This is a genomic window from Acidovorax kalamii (assembly GCF_002245625.1).
Classification (GTDB): Bacteria; Pseudomonadota; Gammaproteobacteria; order Burkholderiales; family Burkholderiaceae_C; genus Acidovorax; species Acidovorax kalamii.
Map to the genome: position 1 here is coordinate 370191 of NZ_NOIG01000004.1, position 19023 is coordinate 389213.

At 66.2% G+C, this 19023-nt stretch carries 10 protein-coding genes; 7 read left to right on the forward strand and 3 right to left on the reverse strand.

The window, feature by feature from the left end; all coding sequences use genetic code 11:
• Positions 1-314: 314 nt before the first annotated feature.
• Positions 315-1832, forward strand: coding sequence for a DEAD/DEAH box helicase (locus CBY09_RS04790; RefSeq protein ID WP_094286925.1), 1518 nt, complete (start codon positions 315-317; stop codon positions 1830-1832).
• A 100-nt stretch (positions 1833-1932) separates the two neighbouring features.
• Here CBY09_RS04790 and CBY09_RS04795 read toward each other — a convergent pair whose 3' ends face one another.
• On the reverse strand, positions 1933-2778 hold the full coding sequence (locus CBY09_RS04795) for a symmetrical bis(5'-nucleosyl)-tetraphosphatase (RefSeq protein ID WP_094286927.1): 846 nt from the start codon (positions 2776-2778) through the stop codon (positions 1933-1935).
• 349 nt (positions 2779-3127) lie between these two features.
• Here CBY09_RS04795 and CBY09_RS04800 point away from each other — a divergent pair, with 349 nt between their 5' ends.
• Entirely contained in the window at positions 3128-3430 is a 303-nt protein-coding gene (locus CBY09_RS04800) for an H-NS histone family protein (protein ID WP_063462523.1), read from the forward strand.
• A gap of 161 nt (positions 3431-3591) precedes the next feature.
• Here the strand turns inward: CBY09_RS04800 and CBY09_RS04805 are convergent, their stop codons facing one another.
• Entirely contained in the window at positions 3592-4467 is an 876-nt protein-coding gene (locus tag CBY09_RS04805) for a helix-turn-helix domain-containing protein (protein ID WP_094286929.1), read from the reverse strand.
• 127 nt (positions 4468-4594) lie between these two features.
• Between CBY09_RS04805 and CBY09_RS04810 the strand changes: the two genes are divergently transcribed.
• The 5 genes from CBY09_RS04810 to CBY09_RS04830 all read left to right on the forward strand — a co-directional run bounded on the left by CBY09_RS04810 (position 4595) and on the right by CBY09_RS04830 (position 17746).
• Positions 4595-5005 carry a hypothetical protein gene (locus CBY09_RS04810; protein WP_094286931.1) on the forward strand — a complete coding sequence of 137 codons (411 nt, stop codon included), beginning with the start codon at positions 4595-4597 and terminating at the stop codon, positions 5003-5005.
• A gap of 198 nt (positions 5006-5203) precedes the next feature.
• Complete coding sequence (locus tag CBY09_RS04815) at positions 5204-8146, forward strand: aconitate hydratase (RefSeq protein ID WP_094286933.1); 2943 nt, start codon at positions 5204-5206, stop codon at positions 8144-8146.
• Positions 8147-8306: 160 nt separating this feature from the next.
• Entirely contained in the window at positions 8307-11612 is a 3306-nt protein-coding gene (locus tag CBY09_RS04820) for an EAL domain-containing protein (RefSeq protein ID WP_094286935.1), read from the forward strand.
• A gap of 84 nt (positions 11613-11696) precedes the next feature.
• On the forward strand, positions 11697-16568 hold the full coding sequence (locus tag CBY09_RS04825) for a PAS domain S-box protein (RefSeq protein ID WP_094286937.1): 4872 nt from the start codon (positions 11697-11699) through the stop codon (positions 16566-16568).
• A gap of 47 nt (positions 16569-16615) precedes the next feature.
• A complete protein-coding gene (locus CBY09_RS04830; protein ID WP_094286939.1) occupies positions 16616-17746 on the forward strand; it encodes a response regulator in 1131 nt (376 codons plus the stop codon).
• Positions 17747-17947: 201 nt separating this feature from the next.
• On the opposite strand, the gene CBY09_RS04840 is transcribed toward CBY09_RS04830, so the two are convergent.
• Positions 17948-18904 carry an inositol monophosphatase family protein gene (locus CBY09_RS04840; protein WP_094286943.1) on the reverse strand — a complete coding sequence of 319 codons (957 nt, stop codon included), beginning with the start codon at positions 18902-18904 and terminating at the stop codon, positions 17948-17950.
• Positions 18905-19023 lie beyond the last annotated feature (119 nt).

The window sequence follows — 19023 nt, forward strand, 5'->3', positions numbered from 1 at the left end:
CGTGCCGGTGTGGCGTGCCGCTCCGTACCGCAAAAAATCGCTTTTTGGGCCACCGGTGCGACAATAGAGGGCTGCGAGCCTGTTCATGACCTCGCGCGGCCCCGGTGCCGCGGGAGATCGTGAGCAGGTTCTAGCGCAACGCCCCAACAGTCCCCGGCGCACGGCACATTGCCCGCTGGGGCCCTCTCTGCGGCGTTGCACTCCTCGCCGGGCCACCAGCCCGGCTGCGGTTTGCGCCTTGCAGCCAGCCCCCTCCCAAGGGCGTGCCACATTGCTCAGACATAAATTCAGCGTCGCCTACAAACACGCTTTTAATGACTAGTTCCTTCTCCAATCTATCGCTGGCCGAGCCGCTGGCACGTGCCGTGGCCGAAATGGGCTACGAGTCCATGACGCCCATCCAGCAGCAGGCCATTCCGGTCGTGCTCACCGGCCAGGACGTGATGGGTGCCGCCCAGACCGGCACCGGCAAGACCGCCGCCTTCTCGCTGCCCCTGTTGCAGCGCCTGCTCAAGCACGAAAACAGCTCCACATCACCTGCGCGCCACCCGGTGCGCGCCCTGGTGCTGCTGCCCACGCGCGAACTGGCCGACCAGGTGGCCCAGCAGATCGCGCTGTACGCCAAACACACCAAGCTGCGCAGCACCGTGGTGTTTGGCGGCATGGACATGAAGCCCCAGACCATCGAGCTGAAAAAAGGCGTCGAGGTGCTGGTGGCCACGCCGGGCCGCCTGCTGGATCACATCGAGGCCAAGAACGCGGTGCTCAACCAGGTCGAGTACGTGGTGCTCGACGAGGCCGACCGCATGCTGGACATCGGCTTTTTGCCCGACCTGCAGCGCATCCTGAGCTACCTGCCCAAGCAGCGCACCACGCTGCTCTTCAGCGCCACGTTCTCGCCCGAGATCAAGCGCCTGGCCAGCAGCTACCTGCAGAACCCCATCACCATCGAGGTGGCCCGCCCGAACGAGACGGCCTCCACGGTGGAGCAGCGCTTCTACAGCGCCAATGACGACGACAAGCGCCGCGCCATCCACCAGGTGCTCAAGACGCGCGGCATCAAGCAGGCCTTCATCTTCGTGAACAGCAAGCTCGGCTGCGCCCGCCTGGCGCGCAGCCTGGAGCGCGAAGGTCTCAAGACGGCGGCCCTGCATGGCGACAAGAGCCAGGATGAACGTCTGAAGGCACTCGAAGCCTTCAAGAAGGGCGAAGTGGACCTGCTGGTGTGTACCGACGTGGCCGCGCGCGGCCTGGACATCAAGGACGTGCCCGCTGTGTTCAACTTCGACGTGCCCTTCAACGCCGAAGACTATGTGCACCGCATCGGCCGCACGGGCCGTGCAGGCGCATCGGGCCTGGCCGTGACCCTGGTGTCGGGCAGCGATGCCCGCCTGGTGGCGGACATCGAGAAGCTCATCAAGAAGAAGATCGAGCTGGAAGCCGTCGAGTACGACGAAGACCAGCCCCGGGGCCGCATCAACGACGGCCGCCGCGCCTGGCGCGAAGCGGGCGAGACGGGCGATGGCCGCGATGCCTTGGGTGCATCGGCCCCCCGCCGCGAACGTGATCGTGACTACCGGGGGGGGCGTGAGTCCCGCGAATCCCGCGATCCGCGCGATCAGCACCGGGGCTTCCGTCCCGCCGCAATCTCGCGCGACCCGTTCTTCGAGAAACCCTACGAGGCCAGCGCGGCCTCCGATGCAGCCCCCGCCTGGGAGGCCGCCACCAAGTCTGCGCCGCGCAGCAGCATCTCGGCCAACATCAAGCCCAAGCGCAAGGTGGCCGCACTGTTCAAAGCTGCAGCCCAGCCAGAGTCGACGGCACAGTCCTGATTGGATTTTTTTGAGCCAGATTGCGCTCTAGCGCCTTCTGATTAAGCGCTACAAGCTATCGAAAAGATAGCAAATTATTGCCAGCAGGCGTAGCCCGGATTTACCCGCCGGGCTGTTGCGCCTGTTCGCAGTGCACTTGCAGCAATTCCCGCTCGGTCAGCGTGGAGCCAAAACGCACGGCGCTCAGGCAGCCACCCCAGACGCAGCCGGTGTCCAGTCCCAGCAGGTCACTGCGGTTGAGCCAGCCCAATGTGGACCAGTGCCCAAAGGCCATCACGGTGCCTGCTGTGCGGCGCCCTGGCACGTCGAACCAGGGCATGAGCCCGGGCGGGGCGGCGCTGGCGCTTTCAGTGCTTTCAAAATCCATCACCCCGTCGGCCGAGCAAAAGCGCAGCCGGGTGAGCGCGTTCACGATCACGCGCAGCCGGTCGGTGCCGGTGAGTGGGTCGCTCCAGCGGTCGGGGGTGTTGCCATACATGGCCTGCAAGAAGGCGGGCAGCTCGGGGCTGCGCAACACGGCCTGCACCTCATCGGCATAGGCCAGCGTGTCGGCCACCGACCAGGCGGGCAAGACACCGGCGTGCACCATCAGCAAGGTTTGCCCGGCATGTGTGTGCGCGCGGGCCAGGGGCTGCTGGCGCACCCAGGCGAGCAGGGCCTCGCGGTCGGGGGCGTCCAGCACGGAGGCCAGCGTATCGCGCCGCGAAGGCTTGCGCGCCCCTGCGGCGGCGGCCAGCAGGTGCAGGTCGTGGTTGCCCAGCAGGCAGCGGATGGCGTCGCCATGGCGCATGCTGCGGCGCAGCACGGCGGCTGAATCGGGCCCCCGGTTGACTAGGTCGCCGAGCAGGTAAACGGTGTCGCGGCTGGCAGAAAAGCCGATGGTGTCCAGCAGGCGGCCCAGGGCGCTGTCGCAGCCCTGGATATCGCCGATGCAATAAATGGCCATGGTGTAGTGTGGATGGGATGGAGTGTGGATTTTCTGCCGAGGAGGTGGGGGATTACACCAGGAGCGCAGCAGGGGCCTGCAAGTCGGCGCGCGTCCCTTGGCGCCTTGTCCGTGCGGGGCTCCAGTTTGGTGTAGGGGGATATTCGTGAAAAGGTGCCGCAGTACCCGTCTCAGGGGCTTGAAAAAGACAAACACTCCCCAATGCGAGGCCCGGGTATTCGCGCTGGATGAATATAGACCCCGGTTATTTGTGGTTTTCTCGGAGAAAATTTGCAGGCCGTGCTTCCCTGTCGAGGGATTATTCCTATAATCGCGTCGTCACCAACCTCACACTTCTTATTCAGACACCATGACCAGCTACAAAGAACTTTTGAAGCAGCGGGAAGCCCTTGAGCAACAAATCAGCGAAGCACGGCGCCGCGAGTTGTCCGACGCTGTGTCACAGGTTCGTGCACTGGTCGCCGAATATGGCCTGACCGCCCAGGATGTATTCCCTGCCGGCAAGGCCGCAGGCAAAACCGGCCGCAGCTCCACGGCAGGTTCCAAGGTGGCACCCAAGTACCGCGACCCCGCAACCGGCCAGACCTGGACCGGCCGTGGCAAGGCGCCCAAGTGGATTCAAAACGAAAACCGCGAGAAGTTCGCGATTTGAGGGTGTACAACCCCTGCGACCAAAAAGCCCGCTGATGCGGGCTTTTTTTATGGGTGCGTGCAGAGGTGAAGACATGGCTGCGAGCCGCAGTTCCCAAGACGGAGATGCTTGCTGCGGTTCTGTCGGTATCTGCAGATTCCGTATCTGCTGGTTTGTGGGTTTCAGTCGCCGGCATTTTGCTGACGGGCCAGTTCGCGCAGTGCGTGGGCGGTGAAATCGTCGGCTGGAAAGAACGACTCCACAGCCAACTCCTGCAATGTCACATCCACCGGGGTGCCGAATATCGTGGTGGTGCTGATAAGCGACAGCATGCCGTGCACGCTCTCGAAACAAAACGGCATGACCACGCCCAGCATTTCCCCGGCCAATACCAGCGGCGTGGTTTCTTCGGGGGCGGGGTATTCCTGCAACTCGGCTTGCAAGGCGATCAGGGTGGGGTCGGCCGTGGCCTGGATTTGCTGGCGCAGGCGCTCGAACAGATGCGCGCGCCATTGCGCCAGGTTGGCAATGCGGGGCGCGAGGCCCTGGGGGTGCAGGCTCAGGCGGAACACATTGATGGGCGGCGCCAGCAGCTCGGGGCTGACATGGGCAGACAGCAGGGCCAGCGCGGCGCGGTTGGTGGCCACCACGTTCCAGCAGCGGTCGAGCGCAATCGCAGGGCAGGGCTCGTGGCCCTTGAGCACCAGCTCCACCGCCTGGCGGGCGGCGGCCAGGGCCGGGTCGTCCAGCGCGCGTTCGCGGTACATCGGTGCATAGCCTGCGGCCACCAGCAGGGCATTGCGCTCGCGCAGCGGGATGGCCAGGCGCTCGCACAGGCGCAGCACCATGTCGCGGCTGGGGTTGGTGCGGCCGGTTTCCATGAAGCTCACATGTCGGGTGGAGATGTCTGCCTCGTCGGCCAGCTCCAGCTGGCTCAGGTGCCGTTGCTGGCGCCAGGTGCGCAGGTGGTCGCCAAACGAGGCGGGCCCCGCTGGCGCCACGCGGTGCGGCAGCGGATGGCGCGGGGGGCGGTGCGGTGCGGAGTTGGTAGAGGTCATGTACCGCATCCTAGGTGCAAACCGCGCACGGGCCATTACCTGCCAGGTCATCGACGGCATGCGCCGGGGCGGGAACGATGGAGGCCTCTTCCTTCCATCCGTTGTTTCATCCACCAAGGAGTTTTCCATGTTTGCCAACCTGATGTCTTCCCCCCGATTTCTGCGTGCCGTGGTCTGGTTTGATGCCTCGACGGGCGTCTTGCTGGGCGCGCTGCACCTGCTGCTCACGGCGCCGCTGGCCGAATGGCTGGGCCTGCCTGCAGGGCTGCTGCAGGCCACGGGTGTGATGCTGCTGGGCTACGCCGCGCTGGCCATTGCGATTGCCCGGTCCGAACCCATGCCCCGGGGCTGGCTGTGGGTGCTGATCGTGGGCAACTTTGCTTGGGCAGTGGCCAGCCTGGCCCTGCTGCTGGGCTCCACGCTCACGCCCACGCTGCTGGGCCAGGCCTATCTGCTGGTGCATGTGGTGTCGGTGGCGCTGCTGGCCGAGCTGCAGTGGTGGGGCGTGCGCCGCCTGCGTGTGTGGGCGGCAGCATGATGGCGCATCTTTGTCTGCTATAAAAAATATAGCTTACTTTGCTTGTCTGTCAGGCGGAAACGGCCTTTTTTGCTTGAGAAATGCCCCCCGCCGCATGGCGGGAGGCCGTCGCCACACCCCGGGGCGGTAAGGCCCCACGATTGCACCGCCATGCAGGACTGCCAGAATAGGTCGTGTTGCCTTTCACAGGAGTCCGCCATGGCCACTTCACGCAAGTCGTCGCCCCAGCCCGCCCGCCACGCGTTTGCCAACACCCTCAAGAGCTTCAGGACAGCGTCCGGCAAAGAAGGCCAGTTCTACTCGCTGCCCGCGCTGGCCAAACAGTTTCCAGAGATCAAGCGCCTGCCGGTGTCGATCCGCATCGTGCTCGAATCGGTGCTGCGCAATTGCGACGGCCGCAAGGTGACGCCGGAGCATGTGGAGCAGCTGGCCCGCTGGGCGCCGAATGCCGAGCGCAAGGACGAGATCCCCTTCGTCGTCTCGCGCGTGGTGCTGCAGGACTTCACCGGCGTGCCGCTGCTGGCCGACCTGGCCGCCATGCGCAGCGTGGCCGTGAAACTGGGCAAGAACCCCAAGAAGATTGAGCCGTTGGTGCCCGTGGACCTGGTGGTGGACCACTCCATCATGATCGACCACTACGGCAAGAAAAATTCGCTCGACCTGAACATGAAGCTCGAATTCCAGCGCAACCGCGAGCGCTACGAGTTCATGAAGTGGGGCATGCAGGCCTTTGACACCTTTGGTGTGGTGCCACCGGGGTTCGGCATCGTGCACCAGGTCAACCTCGAATACCTGGCGCGTGGGGTGCACAAGCGCAAGGACAACGTCTACTACCCCGACACCCTGGTGGGCACCGACAGCCACACCACCATGATCAACGGCATTGGCGTGGTGGGCTGGGGCGTGGGCGGCATCGAGGCCGAGGCCGCCATGCTGGGCCAGCCCGTGTACTTCCTCACGCCCGATGTGGTGGGCTTCGAGATGACGGGGCGGCTGCGCGAAGGCGTGACGGCCACCGACCTGGTGCTCACGGTGACCGAGCTGCTGCGCAAGCACAAGGTGGTGGGCAAATTTGTCGAATTTTTCGGTGAAGGCACCCGCACCCTGGCGCTGCCCGACCGCGCGACCATCGGCAACATGGCGCCCGAGTACGGCGCCACCATGGGCTTCTTCCCGGTGGACGAAAAGACCATCGACTACTTCCAGGGCACGGGCCGCACCAAGGCCGAGATCGAAGCCTTCGAGGCCTACTTCAAGGCCCAGGGTCTGTTCGGCGTGCCGCTGGCGGGCGAGGTGGACTATTCGCAGGTTGTCAAACTCGACCTCGGCAGTGTCACTCCCAGCCTGGCCGGCCCCAAGCGCCCGCAGGACCGCATCGAGCTGGGCCAGGTCAGCCGCCAGTTTGCCGACCTGTTCAGCCAACCTGCGGCACACAACGGCTTCAACCGCCCCGCCGAACTGCTGCACACCCGTTTCCACGTTCACCGCGCGGCAGAGGGGGTGGCCGATGTGGCACCCGACGGCAAGCCCACCCCGGCGGGTGCACCGCGTTCGGTGGTCGAGATGGAGGCCAACAAACCGGCCCTGGCCACCGCGCATGCCGAGGCCCGCAGTGCCACGTCGCCCGCCAAGGGCGCCGACCCCACGGTGGGCAATGGCGATGTGCTGATTGCCGCCATCACCAGCTGCACCAACACCAGCAACCCCAGCGTGCTGCTGGCAGCGGGCCTTTTGGCCAAGAAGGCGGTGGAGGCGGGGCTCAAGGTGCAGCCGCACATCAAGACTTCGCTGGCGCCTGGCTCGCGCATCGTGACCGAGTACCTCACTGAAACCGGCCTGCTGCCCTACCTGGAAAAGCTGGGTTTTTCGATTGCGGGCTATGGCTGCACCACCTGTATCGGCAATGCGGGCGACCTCACGCCCGAGCTGAATGAGGCCATCACCAGCAACGATCTGGTCTGCGCGGCAGTGCTGTCGGGCAACCGCAACTTCGAGGCACGCATCCACCCCAACCTCAAGGCCAACTTTCTGGCCAGCCCGCCGCTGGTGGTGGCCTACGCCATTGCGGGCACGGTGCTCAAGGACCTGATGACCGAGCCCGTGGGCAAAGGCAAGGGGGGGCGCGACGTGTACCTGGGCGACATCTGGCCCAGCAGCGACGAGGTGCATGCGCTGCTGAAATTCGCCATGAAGGGCAAGGCCTTCCGCGACAACTACGCCAAGGTGGCGACCGACCCCGGCAAGCTGTGGGAGAAGATCCAGGGCGTGAGTGGCACGGCCTACACCTGGCCCGCCAGCACCTACATTGCCGAGCCACCGTTTTTTGCTCAGTTTGCTCTTGAAAAAGGAGCTGGTAAGGCAAGCGGGACGGGGGGAGAAGGCCAAAATGATGCCCAACTTCCGTCGGTGCTGGGCGCACGCATCATGGCGCTGTTTGGCGACTCCATCACTACCGACCACATCTCGCCTGCAGGCTCCATCAAGGAGAGTTCGCCCGCAGGCCAGTGGCTGCGGCAGCACGGCGTGCAGAAAGCCGACTTCAACAGCTACGGCGCGCGGCGCGGCAACCACGACGTGATGGTGCGCGGCACCTTTGCCAACGTGCGCATCAAGAACCTGATGATTCCCCCCACGGCCGACGGCTCGCGCGAAGAGGGCGGTGTCACGCTGTTCCAGAACGAGGGGGCGTTGCAGGGCGAGAAGATGTTCATCTTCGACGCCGCCATGCAGTACATGGCCCAGGGCACGCCCACCGTGGTGTTTGCGGGTGAGGAATACGGCACCGGCTCCAGCCGCGACTGGGCGGCCAAGGGCACGCAGCTGCTGGGCATCAAGGCCGTGGTGGCGCGCAGCTTCGAGCGCATCCACCGCTCCAACCTGGTGGGCATGGGCGTGCTGCCGCTGCAGTTCAAGGTGGGCGATTCGTGGGAGACGCTGGGCCTGGTGGGCAACGAAGTCATCGACGTGGTGCCCGACGCCGCGCTCACCCCCCAAAGCGATGCCCGGCTGGTCATCCGCCGCGCCGATGGCACAGTGCGCGAGGTGGTGGTCACGCTGCGCATCGACACCCCCATCGAGGTGGACTACTACCGCGCCGGGGGCATTCTGCCCTTTGTGCTGCGGCAGTTGCTGGAGGGTTGAGCTGTTGCACAACGGGGCTTCGGCCCCGTTTTTCTTGGGTGACCCAGGAGGGGGCGACCGGTGGCGGTGGTCTGGTCATTTCCTTACGCCTCGATACACTTGTGACGTACTTCCGGAATCACACCCCGCCCCGTTTCTGCACCGCTTCTCCACGCTGCCCATGGCCCCTTCCCCACCCCCCCTGACCGCGCGCTCCTACCTGTCGGACGCGCCCGCTGTCACGGTGGTGCTGGTGGTGGCGGTGCTGGCTCTGGTGATCCTGCCGCTGGTGCAGCTGCTGGGGGACGGCGCCGGGGCGCAGCACGGGCTGGAGCCGCTGCTGGAGATGGCGGCGGTGTTGCTGGGGCTGCTGGTGGTGTCGGTGTCGCTGCACGCGCTCGAAGCGCATGAACAGGCGCGGGCTAACGTGCTGGTGGTGGGGGTGGGGGTTGCGGCGGCCTGCAATTTTCTGCATGGCGTGCTGGTGCACTCCGGCCCGGTGCACATGCCGGTGGGCACTGCCCATATCTCCCTGTGGCTTAGCAGTTGGGCGCGTCTGGCCGAGGTGCTCACCCTGGGGCTCGTGGCCACGCGGCTGGCGGCGCCGGGGGCGCCCCAGGCCTGGCTGGCGGTTTCCGGGGGGATCACGCTGCTGGTGGTGGGGGCGGCCATGGGCCCCTTGCCGGGCTGGTTTGCCCAGGCCGCTGGCGGGGTGCTGCGCCAGGCGCTGGCGGCGGGGTTGGCGCTGGCGCTGGCCGTGATTGCCGGGGTGCTGTACCGCCGGAGCCGCCGCGATGGCCAGGCGGTCCCGGAGGACGAAAACCGGCCCCGTGACCGCCTGTTTGCCTGGGCGGCCATGGCGTTTGTGTGTGGCGAAATCACCGTGGGGGTGCTGGGCGGCCATTCCCCCGTCGGTGGGCCACTGGCCCATGGCCTGCGGGTGGTGGCCTATGCGCTGCTGTACCAGGCGGTGTTCGATGCTGGCATCCGCCGGCCCTTTGCCCGCATCCAGACCGCCGAGAGCCGCCTGCGCGAAAGCGAAGGCCGCCTGTCGCTGCTGGGCCGCAATCTGCCCCACAGCGTGTTGTTTCAGGTGGTGCGTGAACTCGATGGCCGTGTGCACTTTGTGCACATGGGCGAAGCCATCGAGCGCCTCAACGGGGTGCGCGTGCAAGAGGTGCTGGACGACCCCAGCGTGTTGTATCGCCAGATCCTGGAGGAAGACATGGGCCGCCTGCGCGAGGCAGAGCGGCATTCATTCCTGTCGATGACCAGCCTGGAGGCGGTTTTCCGGGTTCGCCGCACCGATGGGGAAGTGCGCTGGATGCACCTGAGTTCGTCTCCCCGAAGGCTGGACGACGGCCGGGTGCTGTGGGATGGCGTGCAGACCGACATCACCGCCCACCACCAGGCCGCTGAGGCGGCGCACGCCAAGGATGCGCTCATGGCCAACATGTTGCGCCTGGTGCCGGGCGGTGTGGCCCGACTCGACCGCGATCTGCGGGTTCTGTATGTCAACGAGCAACAGGCACGCTGGCTGTACAAGACGCCGCAGGACCTGCAGGGGCAACTGCTGCAGGACGTGATTCCGCCCGAAGTCTTCGTGCGCATGCAGCCCCATTTCGAGAAAGCCTTTGCGGGCGAGATGGCAGTGTTTGAGAACCGCATCGATGGCCCTGATGGCATGCAGTACCGCCACACCACCATTGCACCCGAGGCCGTTGCAGGGCAGGGAACATCGGCCGTGGTGCTGTTTGCCTACGACCTCACGGCGCTCAAGCGCGTCGAGCAGGAGCTGGCGCACCAGAAGGCGCACCTGGCCCGCGTGGTCAACGCCATGCCCGACATGGTGTTTCTCAAGGATGCCGAGGGCGTGTACCTGTCGGTCAACCCCGTGTTCGAGCGCTTTGCGGGCCGGCCCGAACGCGATGTGGTGGGCCGCAACGACTACGACCTGACCAACCCGGCCGAGGCCGAGCGCTTTCGCAAGTACGACCAGCGTGCCATGCAGGCCTGGCAGCCGCTGGTGTATGAAGAAACGCTCACTTTTGCCGAAGACGGCTACCAGGGCCAGTTCGAAACCATCAAGACCCCCATCCGCGACCTGCACGGCCGCGTGACCGGTGTGCTGGGCGTGTGCCGCGACATCACCGACCGCAAACGTGCCGAGCAGGAAATCGAACGCCTGGCCTTCTACGACGCCTTGACCGGCCTGCCCAACCGGCGCCTGCTGCTGGACCGCCTGCAACGCTCCATCGCCGCCTGCCAGCGCACCAAAAGCCTGGGCGCCTTGCTGTTCATCGACCTCGATAACTTCAAAGACCTCAACGACACCCTGGGCCACGACATGGGCGACCAGCTCTTGTCGCAAGTGGCCGCCCGCCTGGTGGGCAGCGTGCGCGAAGCCGACACCGTGGCGCGCTTTGGCGGCGACGAATTCGTCGTCATGCTCGAAGCCCTGGCCCCCGACCTGCAAAACGCCGCCACCCAGGCAGAAACCGTGGCCGAGAAACTCCTGGCCAACCTGAACCAGCCCTTCGACCTGGACGGCGCACAGCACTACAGCACCCCCAGCATCGGCATCACCCTGTTTGGCGACGAACGCCTCACCGTGGACGAACTCCTCAAACGCGCCGACCTGGCCATGTACCAGGCCAAAGCCGCAGGGCGCAACACCCAGCGCTTCTTCGACCCCGACATGCAGGCGGCAGTGAATGCCCGCTCCAACCTCGAAGCCGACCTGCGCCAGGGCCTGGCCCGGGGCGAGTTGCTCGTGCACTACCAGCCCGTGGTAGACCACCACGCCCGCCTCATGGGCGCAGAAGCCCTGGTGCGCTGGCGCCACCCCCAGCGCGGCATGATCAGCCCCGGCGACTTCATCCCCCTGGCAGAACAGACCGGCCTCATCCTCCCCCTGGGCCAATACGTCCTCCAGACCGCCTGCGAACAACTGCAGCGTTGGAGCCAGCACGACAACACCGCCCACCTGTCCATCTCCGTCAACGTCAGCGCCCGCCAGTTCCGCCAACCCGGCTTCGTGGCCGAAGTGCTGCAAACCCTCAAGAACCACAACGCCGACCCCCGCAAACTCAAACTCGAACTCACCGAAAGCCTGCTCTTGGGAGACATCGAAGACACCATCGCCCGCATGGTGCAGCTCAAGAGCGAAGGCGTGGGCTTTGCGCTGGACGACTTCGGCACCGGGTACTCGTCTCTCTCCTACCTCAAGCGGCTGCCGCTGGACCAGGTGAAGATCGACCAGAGCTTCGTGCGGGACGTGCTCTCGGACCCGAACGACGCGGCGATCGTGCGGACCATCCTGGCGCTGGCCAAGAGCCTGGACCTGGAGGTGGTGGCGGAGGGGGTGGAGACGACGGGGCAGCTGAGCTTTCTGAGGCTGCACGGGTGTGAGGGGTTCCAGGGGTATTTGTTTGGGCGGCCCGGGCCGGTGGGGGAAATGGATGTTTTCCTGCACCCACACCGCTGACGGGGCTGCGGCAAGTCAACGTGCGGTGGTCGCCACAGACGGCATGACCGAGCGCTGGTGTGTGTTGCACGTGAAGGCGTAGGCATGTTTTTTGACAAATTGCTGGACCGCGAGGCCCCCGGAATCCGTGGATTGCTCCTGGTGCTGGCGGCCGCCCTGCTGGGGGCCGTGCTGGTGGTGCAAGGGGCTCTGCAGTGGCGGAGCACCGAGCGCGCGGCCGAGCGGTCGCGCCTGCTGCAGCAGACGGCCGAGGCCCTGATGAGCCAAACCACGGGCGGCTCCATGCTGGGTGCGGTCTCGCTGCTGGGCCTGAGCGAACCCTTGCTCAAGGACATGGCCCTGGGCCATCTGCCCCCGGACAATCCCGACGCACTGGCGAAGTTGGCCGTGGCACGCGGGCGTTTTCTGGTCAACGGCGTCTATGTGATCTCGGCCGATGGCACGGTGGTGGCGCATGAAACGCCAGGCACCCGGTCCACGGGGCTCAACCTGGCGTTCCGGCCATATTTTCAGCAGGCCATCCGGGGGGCCGTCAGCGTGTACCCCGCCGTTGGCAGCAACACGCAGGAGCGGGGCCTGTACTATGCCGCACCGCTGTATGAAGGCGACACGCCGACCGGCTCCATCATCGGGGTGGTGATGTTCAAGCAGGGTTTCGAGCCGGTGGACCTGCTGCTCAAGCGGGCGGGGTTGCCCACGGTGCTGCTCTCGCCCCAGGGGGCTGTATTTTCCTCCACGCGCCCCGAATGGCAGTTTGCCGTGGCCCCGCCGCTGACCCAGGCGCGCATCGACGCTCTGCGCGCATCGGGTCAGTTCGGGCAGTTCTTCGAGAAAGGCGTGGCCTCGGCCCTGCCGTTTGCTACCGATGCGGGCGAGGTGGTGCTCAACGGCGTGGCCTATGCGGTGGCCCACCGCGCCATCCAATGGAACGACCCCGGGGGCCAGTGGCAACTGGTGATGCTCGACGACATCAGCGCTCTGATGACATCCACCCAGCGGGTGCAGGTAGGGGCCGTCGCGTTTGTGGTCATCAGCCTGCTGGGCCTGCTGCTGCTGGACTTGCTGCGCAGCCGCGCACGGGTGGCGTCGGCGCTGGAGCGGTTCCGCGTGCTGGGCGCAGCGCTGGAGAGCAGCCCGGTCTCGGTGGTCATCACCAATGGCGAAGGCTACATCGACTGGGTCAACCCCCAGTTCGAGCGCAACACCGGCTACACGCTGGAGGAAGTGCGCGGCAAAAAGCCATCGCTGGTCTCCAGCGGCCAAACCCCGGCGCAGACCTACCAGGTCATGTGGTCCACGCTGCTGTCGGGGCAGTCGTGGCAGGGCCATTTTGTGAACCGGCGCAAGGACGGCAGCACCTACCACGACGAAGCCACGCTGTCGCCGGTGTTCGATGGCAAGGGGCGGCGCATCGGCATCGTGGGCCTGCACGAGGATGTGTCCGCGCGCATCGAGGCCCAGAAGGAGCTGGAGCGGCGCGAGCGCCTGCTCAACGAGCTGCTGGAGCAGCAGACGGCCATCTTTGACAACGCTCCGCCCATCGTGCTGGTGTGCGATGGGCATTTCCGGCAGTTCAATCCGGCGTTTGTCGAACTCATGGGCGGCACGGCTTCGCAACTGCTGGGGCTTGGGGTGTCGGTGCTGTTTGGTGGTCCGGGCCACTCGGACCTGTTCACCGCCCGGGTGGCGCCCAGCCTGGCCTCTGGCCAGGCGCTGCGCGAGACGGCCACCTTGTTCCGCCTGGACGGCAGCCGCTTCGAGGCGCGGCTGGCAGGGCGCAGTCTCAAGATGGACGACTTCGGTGCCGCCTCCATCTGGGTGATCGAGGATGTGAGCGACCAGCGGCGGGCCGAGCTGGCCATCCAGCAGGCCAAGGAGCGCCTGGAGCTGGCCCAGGAGGCCGGAAAGATCGGCGTGTTCGACTTGAACCTGCTGACCGGCGAGATCCTGTGGTCCGACAAGCTCGCGCAGATGATGGGCCTGCCGCCTGGCACCCAGCCCGATGGCCGCGATTTCTGGCTCAACTGCCTGCACCCCGAGGACCGCGCGCAGGCGGCGGCCTATTTCGACAGCTGCCTGGCCGGAACCGAAGACCACTTGCGCGACTCCTGGCGCATCGTGCGCCCCGATGGCGAGGTGCGCTGGTTCCTGGAGGCCGCTCGCATCTTCCGCAACGGGCAGGGGCGGCCGGTGCGGGTGGTCGGGGTCAATGTGGACATCCACGACCAGAAGCTGCTCGAAGAGCAGGTGGCCGGGCAGCTGGACTTCCAGCAGGCCCTGATCGACGCCATCCCCGTGCCCTTGTTCTACAAGGGGGCCGACGGGCGCTATGTGGGCGTCAACCGTGCCTACGAGCAGGCCTTTGGTGTGGAGCGCGAAACCCTGGTGGGCAAGACCGTGATGGACCTGGAGTTCCTGCCCCACGCCTCGCGCGTGCTGTTCGAGCGCGACAACGCGCTGGTCCTGGCGGGTGAGCAGTCGGTGCACCGCGAGGTGGACTTGCCCTATGCCGACGGCGAGATGCACCACACGCTGTTCTGGCTGCATGGGTTCCGGCGCGCAGACGGAAGCCCCGGTGGCACCATCGGCACGTTTGTGGACATCACCGACCGCCAGCGCGCGGAACAGGAACTGCGCCGCGCCAAGGAGCTGGCCGAGGAGTCCACCGCGCTCAAGTCCAACTTCCTGGCCAACATGAGCCACGAGATCCGCACGCCGATGAACGCCATCATCGGCATGTCGCACCTGGCGCTCAAGTCGGGCCTGAGCCCGCGCCAGCACGACTACGTGAGCAAGATCCAGCAGGCGGGCCAGCATCTGCTGGGGGTCATCAACGACATCCTGGATTTTTCGAAGATCGAGGCGGGCAAGCTGGTGGTGGAGCGCCAGCCGTTTTTGCTCGACCGCATGCTGGAGAGCGTGTCCGACGTGGTGGGCTACAAGGCGGGCGCCAAAGGGCTGGAGCTGGTCTGCGACGTGGCGGCCGATGTGCCGCCCAACCTGGTGGGCGACGCCCTGCGTCTGGGCCAGATCCTCATCAACTTCGCCAACAACGCCATCAAGTTCACCGAATCGGGCGAGATCAGCATTGCCGTGCGGCTGCTGGCGCAAGCGGGTCAGCAGGTGCGCCTGCGGTTTGAGGTGCGCGACACCGGCATCGGCCTGACCGAGGAGCAGATGGGGCGCCTGTTCCAGAGCTTCCAGCAGGCCGACACCTCCACCACCCGCCGCTATGGCGGCACGGGGCTGGGGCTGGCGATCTGCAAGAGCCTGGCCGAACTCATGGGCGGTGAGGTGGGGGTCGAGAGTGTGTTTGGCCAGGGGTCCACCTTCTGGGTGGCCGTGCCGTTGGAGCGCGGCGCAGCGGCCCGGGTGCTGCTGCCGCCGCCCGACCTGCGCGGCAGCCGCGTGCTGGTGGTGGACGACAACCACACGGCGGCCACGGTGCTGTCCGACATGCTGCACGCCATGGGTTTTGAGGTCGAGCAGGCCCATTCCGGCCTGGAGGCGCTGGACCGGCTGCGCGAATCCATGGCCCAGCACAAGCCGTTTGGGCTGTTGCTGCTCGATTGGCATATGCCCGGCATGGACGGTGTGGAGCTGGCGGGTCACATCCGCAGCCTGGGCATGCCCAAGGTGCCGCAGATGCTCATGGTCACCGCCTATGGCCGCGAGGACGTGATGCGCGCCGCGCGGGCCCAGGGCATCGAGACCGTGCTCATCAAGCCGGTCAACGCTTCGGTGCTGTTCGACACCCTCATGCAGCCGCTGGAGCATTCCACGGCCGCCGGGCGCCGCACCGCCGCCCCCGCACCGGCAGCCGATGAGCTGCCGCTGGAGATCCGGGGCGCCCAGGTGCTGCTGGTGGAAGACAACGAACTCAACCAGATGGTGGCCATGGAGCTGCTGCTGGACGCCGGGTTTACCGTGGACGTGGCCGAAAACGGCCAGATCGCCATCGACCGCATCGAGCGCAAGCACTACGACGCCGTGCTCATGGACATGCAGATGCCCGTCATGGATGGCGAAACCGCCACCCGGACCCTGCGCAGCAACCCCCGGCATGCCCAGCTGCCGATCATTGCGATGACGGCGAACGCCATGGAGGCCGACCGCCAGCGCTGCTTTGCGGCGGGCATGAACGACCATGTGGCCAAGCCCATCGAACCCGCAGCCCTGTGGGCGGCCCTGGGCCGCTGGATACGGCCCCGCGCTGGCCTGGGGGCTGCCGCTGCCAAGGCCGGAGTGCCCTCCGGGCGCACGGGTGAAGACGCCGCCTTGTTGCCGTTGACGCGCAAGCCCGACGTGCCACCCCCATCCGTGCCGTTGCCCACCGTGGCCGGGCTCGATACGACCCTGGGCCTGCAGCGCGCACTGGGCAAGCCGGTGCTCTATGTTGAGCTGCTGCGCCGGTTTGCCGAGGGGCAGGCGCCGGTGCTGGCCGAGCTGCAGCAGGCCCTGGCCGCCAACAACCTGGGCGTGGCCGAGCGCCTGGCCCACACACTGCGGTCGGTGGCCGCCAACATCGGGGCGCCTGCCGTGTCGGAGCGCGCCCAGGCGCTGGAGCATGCGCTGCGGTTTCGCCATGGCAACGAGGCCATCGTCCACGTGCTGGCCGAGCTGCGCGCGGCCCTGGTGCCGCTGCTCACTGGGCTGCAGGCGTGGGTGGTGGAGTCGGTGGTGGTGGCGGAGCCCGTGCCTGCTGTGCCGGAACCGGGCGGGGAGCTGGCGGCGGAGGCGGTAGCGCAGGCCGTGCAGCGCCTGCGCCATCTGCTGGAGCAGGATGACCCTGCAGCCACGGAATTTTTCCAACACAATGGTAAAACTCTGGGCGCGGCCTTGGGGGATGTTTTCAAGACCGTCGAGATGCACACCCTGAACTTTGATTTCGAGCTGGCCCTGGAGGCCATGGCAGCCGTGCCGGGTTCCGAATCCCTGGCGGCCCCGCTCTCCTGAACGGCCCGCCAACGGCACCCTACAACGGCATTACAAGCAGGACACCCATGGACAACGCGCCCTTTGCCGCCCCCCAGGCGACACTCGTTGACAAGCCGATCGCCACGGTGCTGGTGGTGGACGACACGCCCGAGAACCTCACCTTGATGGGCAGCCTGCTGCGCGAGCACTACCTGGTGAAAGTGGCCAACCATGGTGAAAAGGCGATCAAAATCGCCCAGTCGGGCACACCACCCGACCTGATCCTGCTGGACATCATGATGCCCGAGGTGGATGGCTACGAAGTCTGCCGGCGCCTGAAGGCAGCGGCCGCCACCCGCGACATCCCGGTGATCTTTTTGACCGCGCGCTCCGACCCCGATGACGAACGCATGGGCCTGGCACTGGGCGCGGTGGACTACATCACCAAGCCCATCAGCCCGCCCATCCTGCTGGCACGCGTCAACACCCACCTGGCGCTCAAGGCCACGGCCGACTTTCTGCGCGACAAAAGCTCCTACCTGGAGCGCGAGGTGGCGATGCGCACGCTGGAGGTGCAGGCCATCCAGGACGTGACCATCATGGCCATGACCTCGCTGGCCGAGACGCGCGACAACGAAACCGGCAACCACATCCGCCGCACCCAGCTGTATGTGAAGACGCTTGCCGAGCGCTTGCGCCACCACCCGCGCTTCGAGCATGTGCTGAACGACCGCATGATCGAGCTGCTCTACAAGTCCGCCCCGCTGCACGACATTGGCAAGATCGGCATCCCCGACAGCATCCTGCTCAAGCCCGGCAAGCTCACGGTGGAAGAGTTTGAAGTGATGAAGACCCACACCACGCTGGGCCGCGACGCCATCGAAGAGGCCGAGCGGCGCCTGGGCATGCGCGTGGCGTTTTTGAGCGTGTCCAAGGAGATCGCCTACAGCCACCAGGAAAAGTGGGACGGCTCGGGCTACCCGCAGGGGCTGGCGGGTGATGCGATCCCGGTGTCGGCACGCCTGATGGCCGTGGCCGATGTGTACGACGCGCTCATCAGCAAGCGTGTGTACAAGCCCGCGTTTTCACACGATCAGGCCTGCAGCACCATCGTGCGGGGCAAGGGCACCCACTTTGACCCCGACATGGTGGACGCGTTTGTGGACATTGCGGAAGACTTCCGCAGCATTGCCCAGAAATACCCGGACCCGGCGTAGCGGACAACCCCCTGAGCGACTTCGTCGCTTCCCCCTTCTCTCGAATTGCTGCGCAATTCGGGAAGGGGGACGCAGCCAGCGCGGCGGGGCGGCCCTTGCGCGGCTGCCCTGGTGTGCGTCTCGCCCGCTGCACGGTCCAGCTACCAGACCTCACCAGGGGTCATCGTGCGTCGGCTTCACCGCTGTGCGCGATGGATGGATTTAGAACGGCGCGTCTTCGCCCTTGGCGGCGTCTGCTTGGGGAGCCACCGATTCAGCGGCGTCCGCAGCGCCTTCTGCCTCTGGGGTGTTCCCGGCTTCGGGTGCGTCTGCCGCAGCCGCCTGGCGCACAGCCGCCTTGTCGCCAGCGCTCGCAAACTTGCTGTACTTGCCCAGGATGGGCACCAGCTGGCCATAGATGCGCGGGCTGCCCGCCAGGCACTCGCGCTGCTCCAGGAAGTCGGCCTCGCCCGTGAAGTTGCCCACCAGGCCACCGGCCTCGGTCACCAGCAGCGAGCCTGCGGCCACGTCCCAGATCGACAGGCCGGTTTCAAAGAAGCCGTCGGTGAAGCCCGCAGCCAGGTAGGCCAGGTCCAGCGCGGCGGCGCCGGGGCGGCGCAGGCCGGCGGTGCGTTGCATCACGTCGGCCATCATGTTCAGGTAGCTCTTGAAGTTGTCGCCCGGGCGGAAGGGGAAACCGGTGGAGATCAGGCAGTCCTTGAGCTGGGTACGCTTGCTCACGCGGATGCGTCGCTCGTTCAGGTAGGCGCCGCGGCCCTTGGTCGCGGTGAAGAGGTCGTTGCGCGTGGGGTCGTACACCACGGCCTGCTCGACCTTGCCCTTCACGGCCAGCGCGATACTAATGCAGTAGACGGGAAAGCCGTGGATGAAGTTGGTGGTGCCGTCCAGCGGGTCGATGATCCAGACAAATTCCGAATCCTTGGCGCCGTATTCCTTGCCCGACTCTTCGGCCAGGATGCCGTGGCCGGGGTAGGCCGTCAGCAGCGTCTCGATGATGATTTTTTCGGAGGCGTGGTCCACCTCGGTCACAAAGTCGTTGATCTGCTTTTGCGAGATCCGCACCGATTCCACGTCCAGGGCCGCGCGGTTGATGATGGCGCCGGCGGCGCGTGCAGCCTTGATGGCCACGTTGAGCATGGGGTGCAGATTGGACGACATAAATTGTGGTGGTTGGCAGCGCACGGCCGGGGCGGCGTGGGTGTCTGCGTACAGGATGAGCGGGGAGGTCAGACCCGTCCCGGCGATGCGGGCGGCGACAATAGAGGGCGGGATTTTAC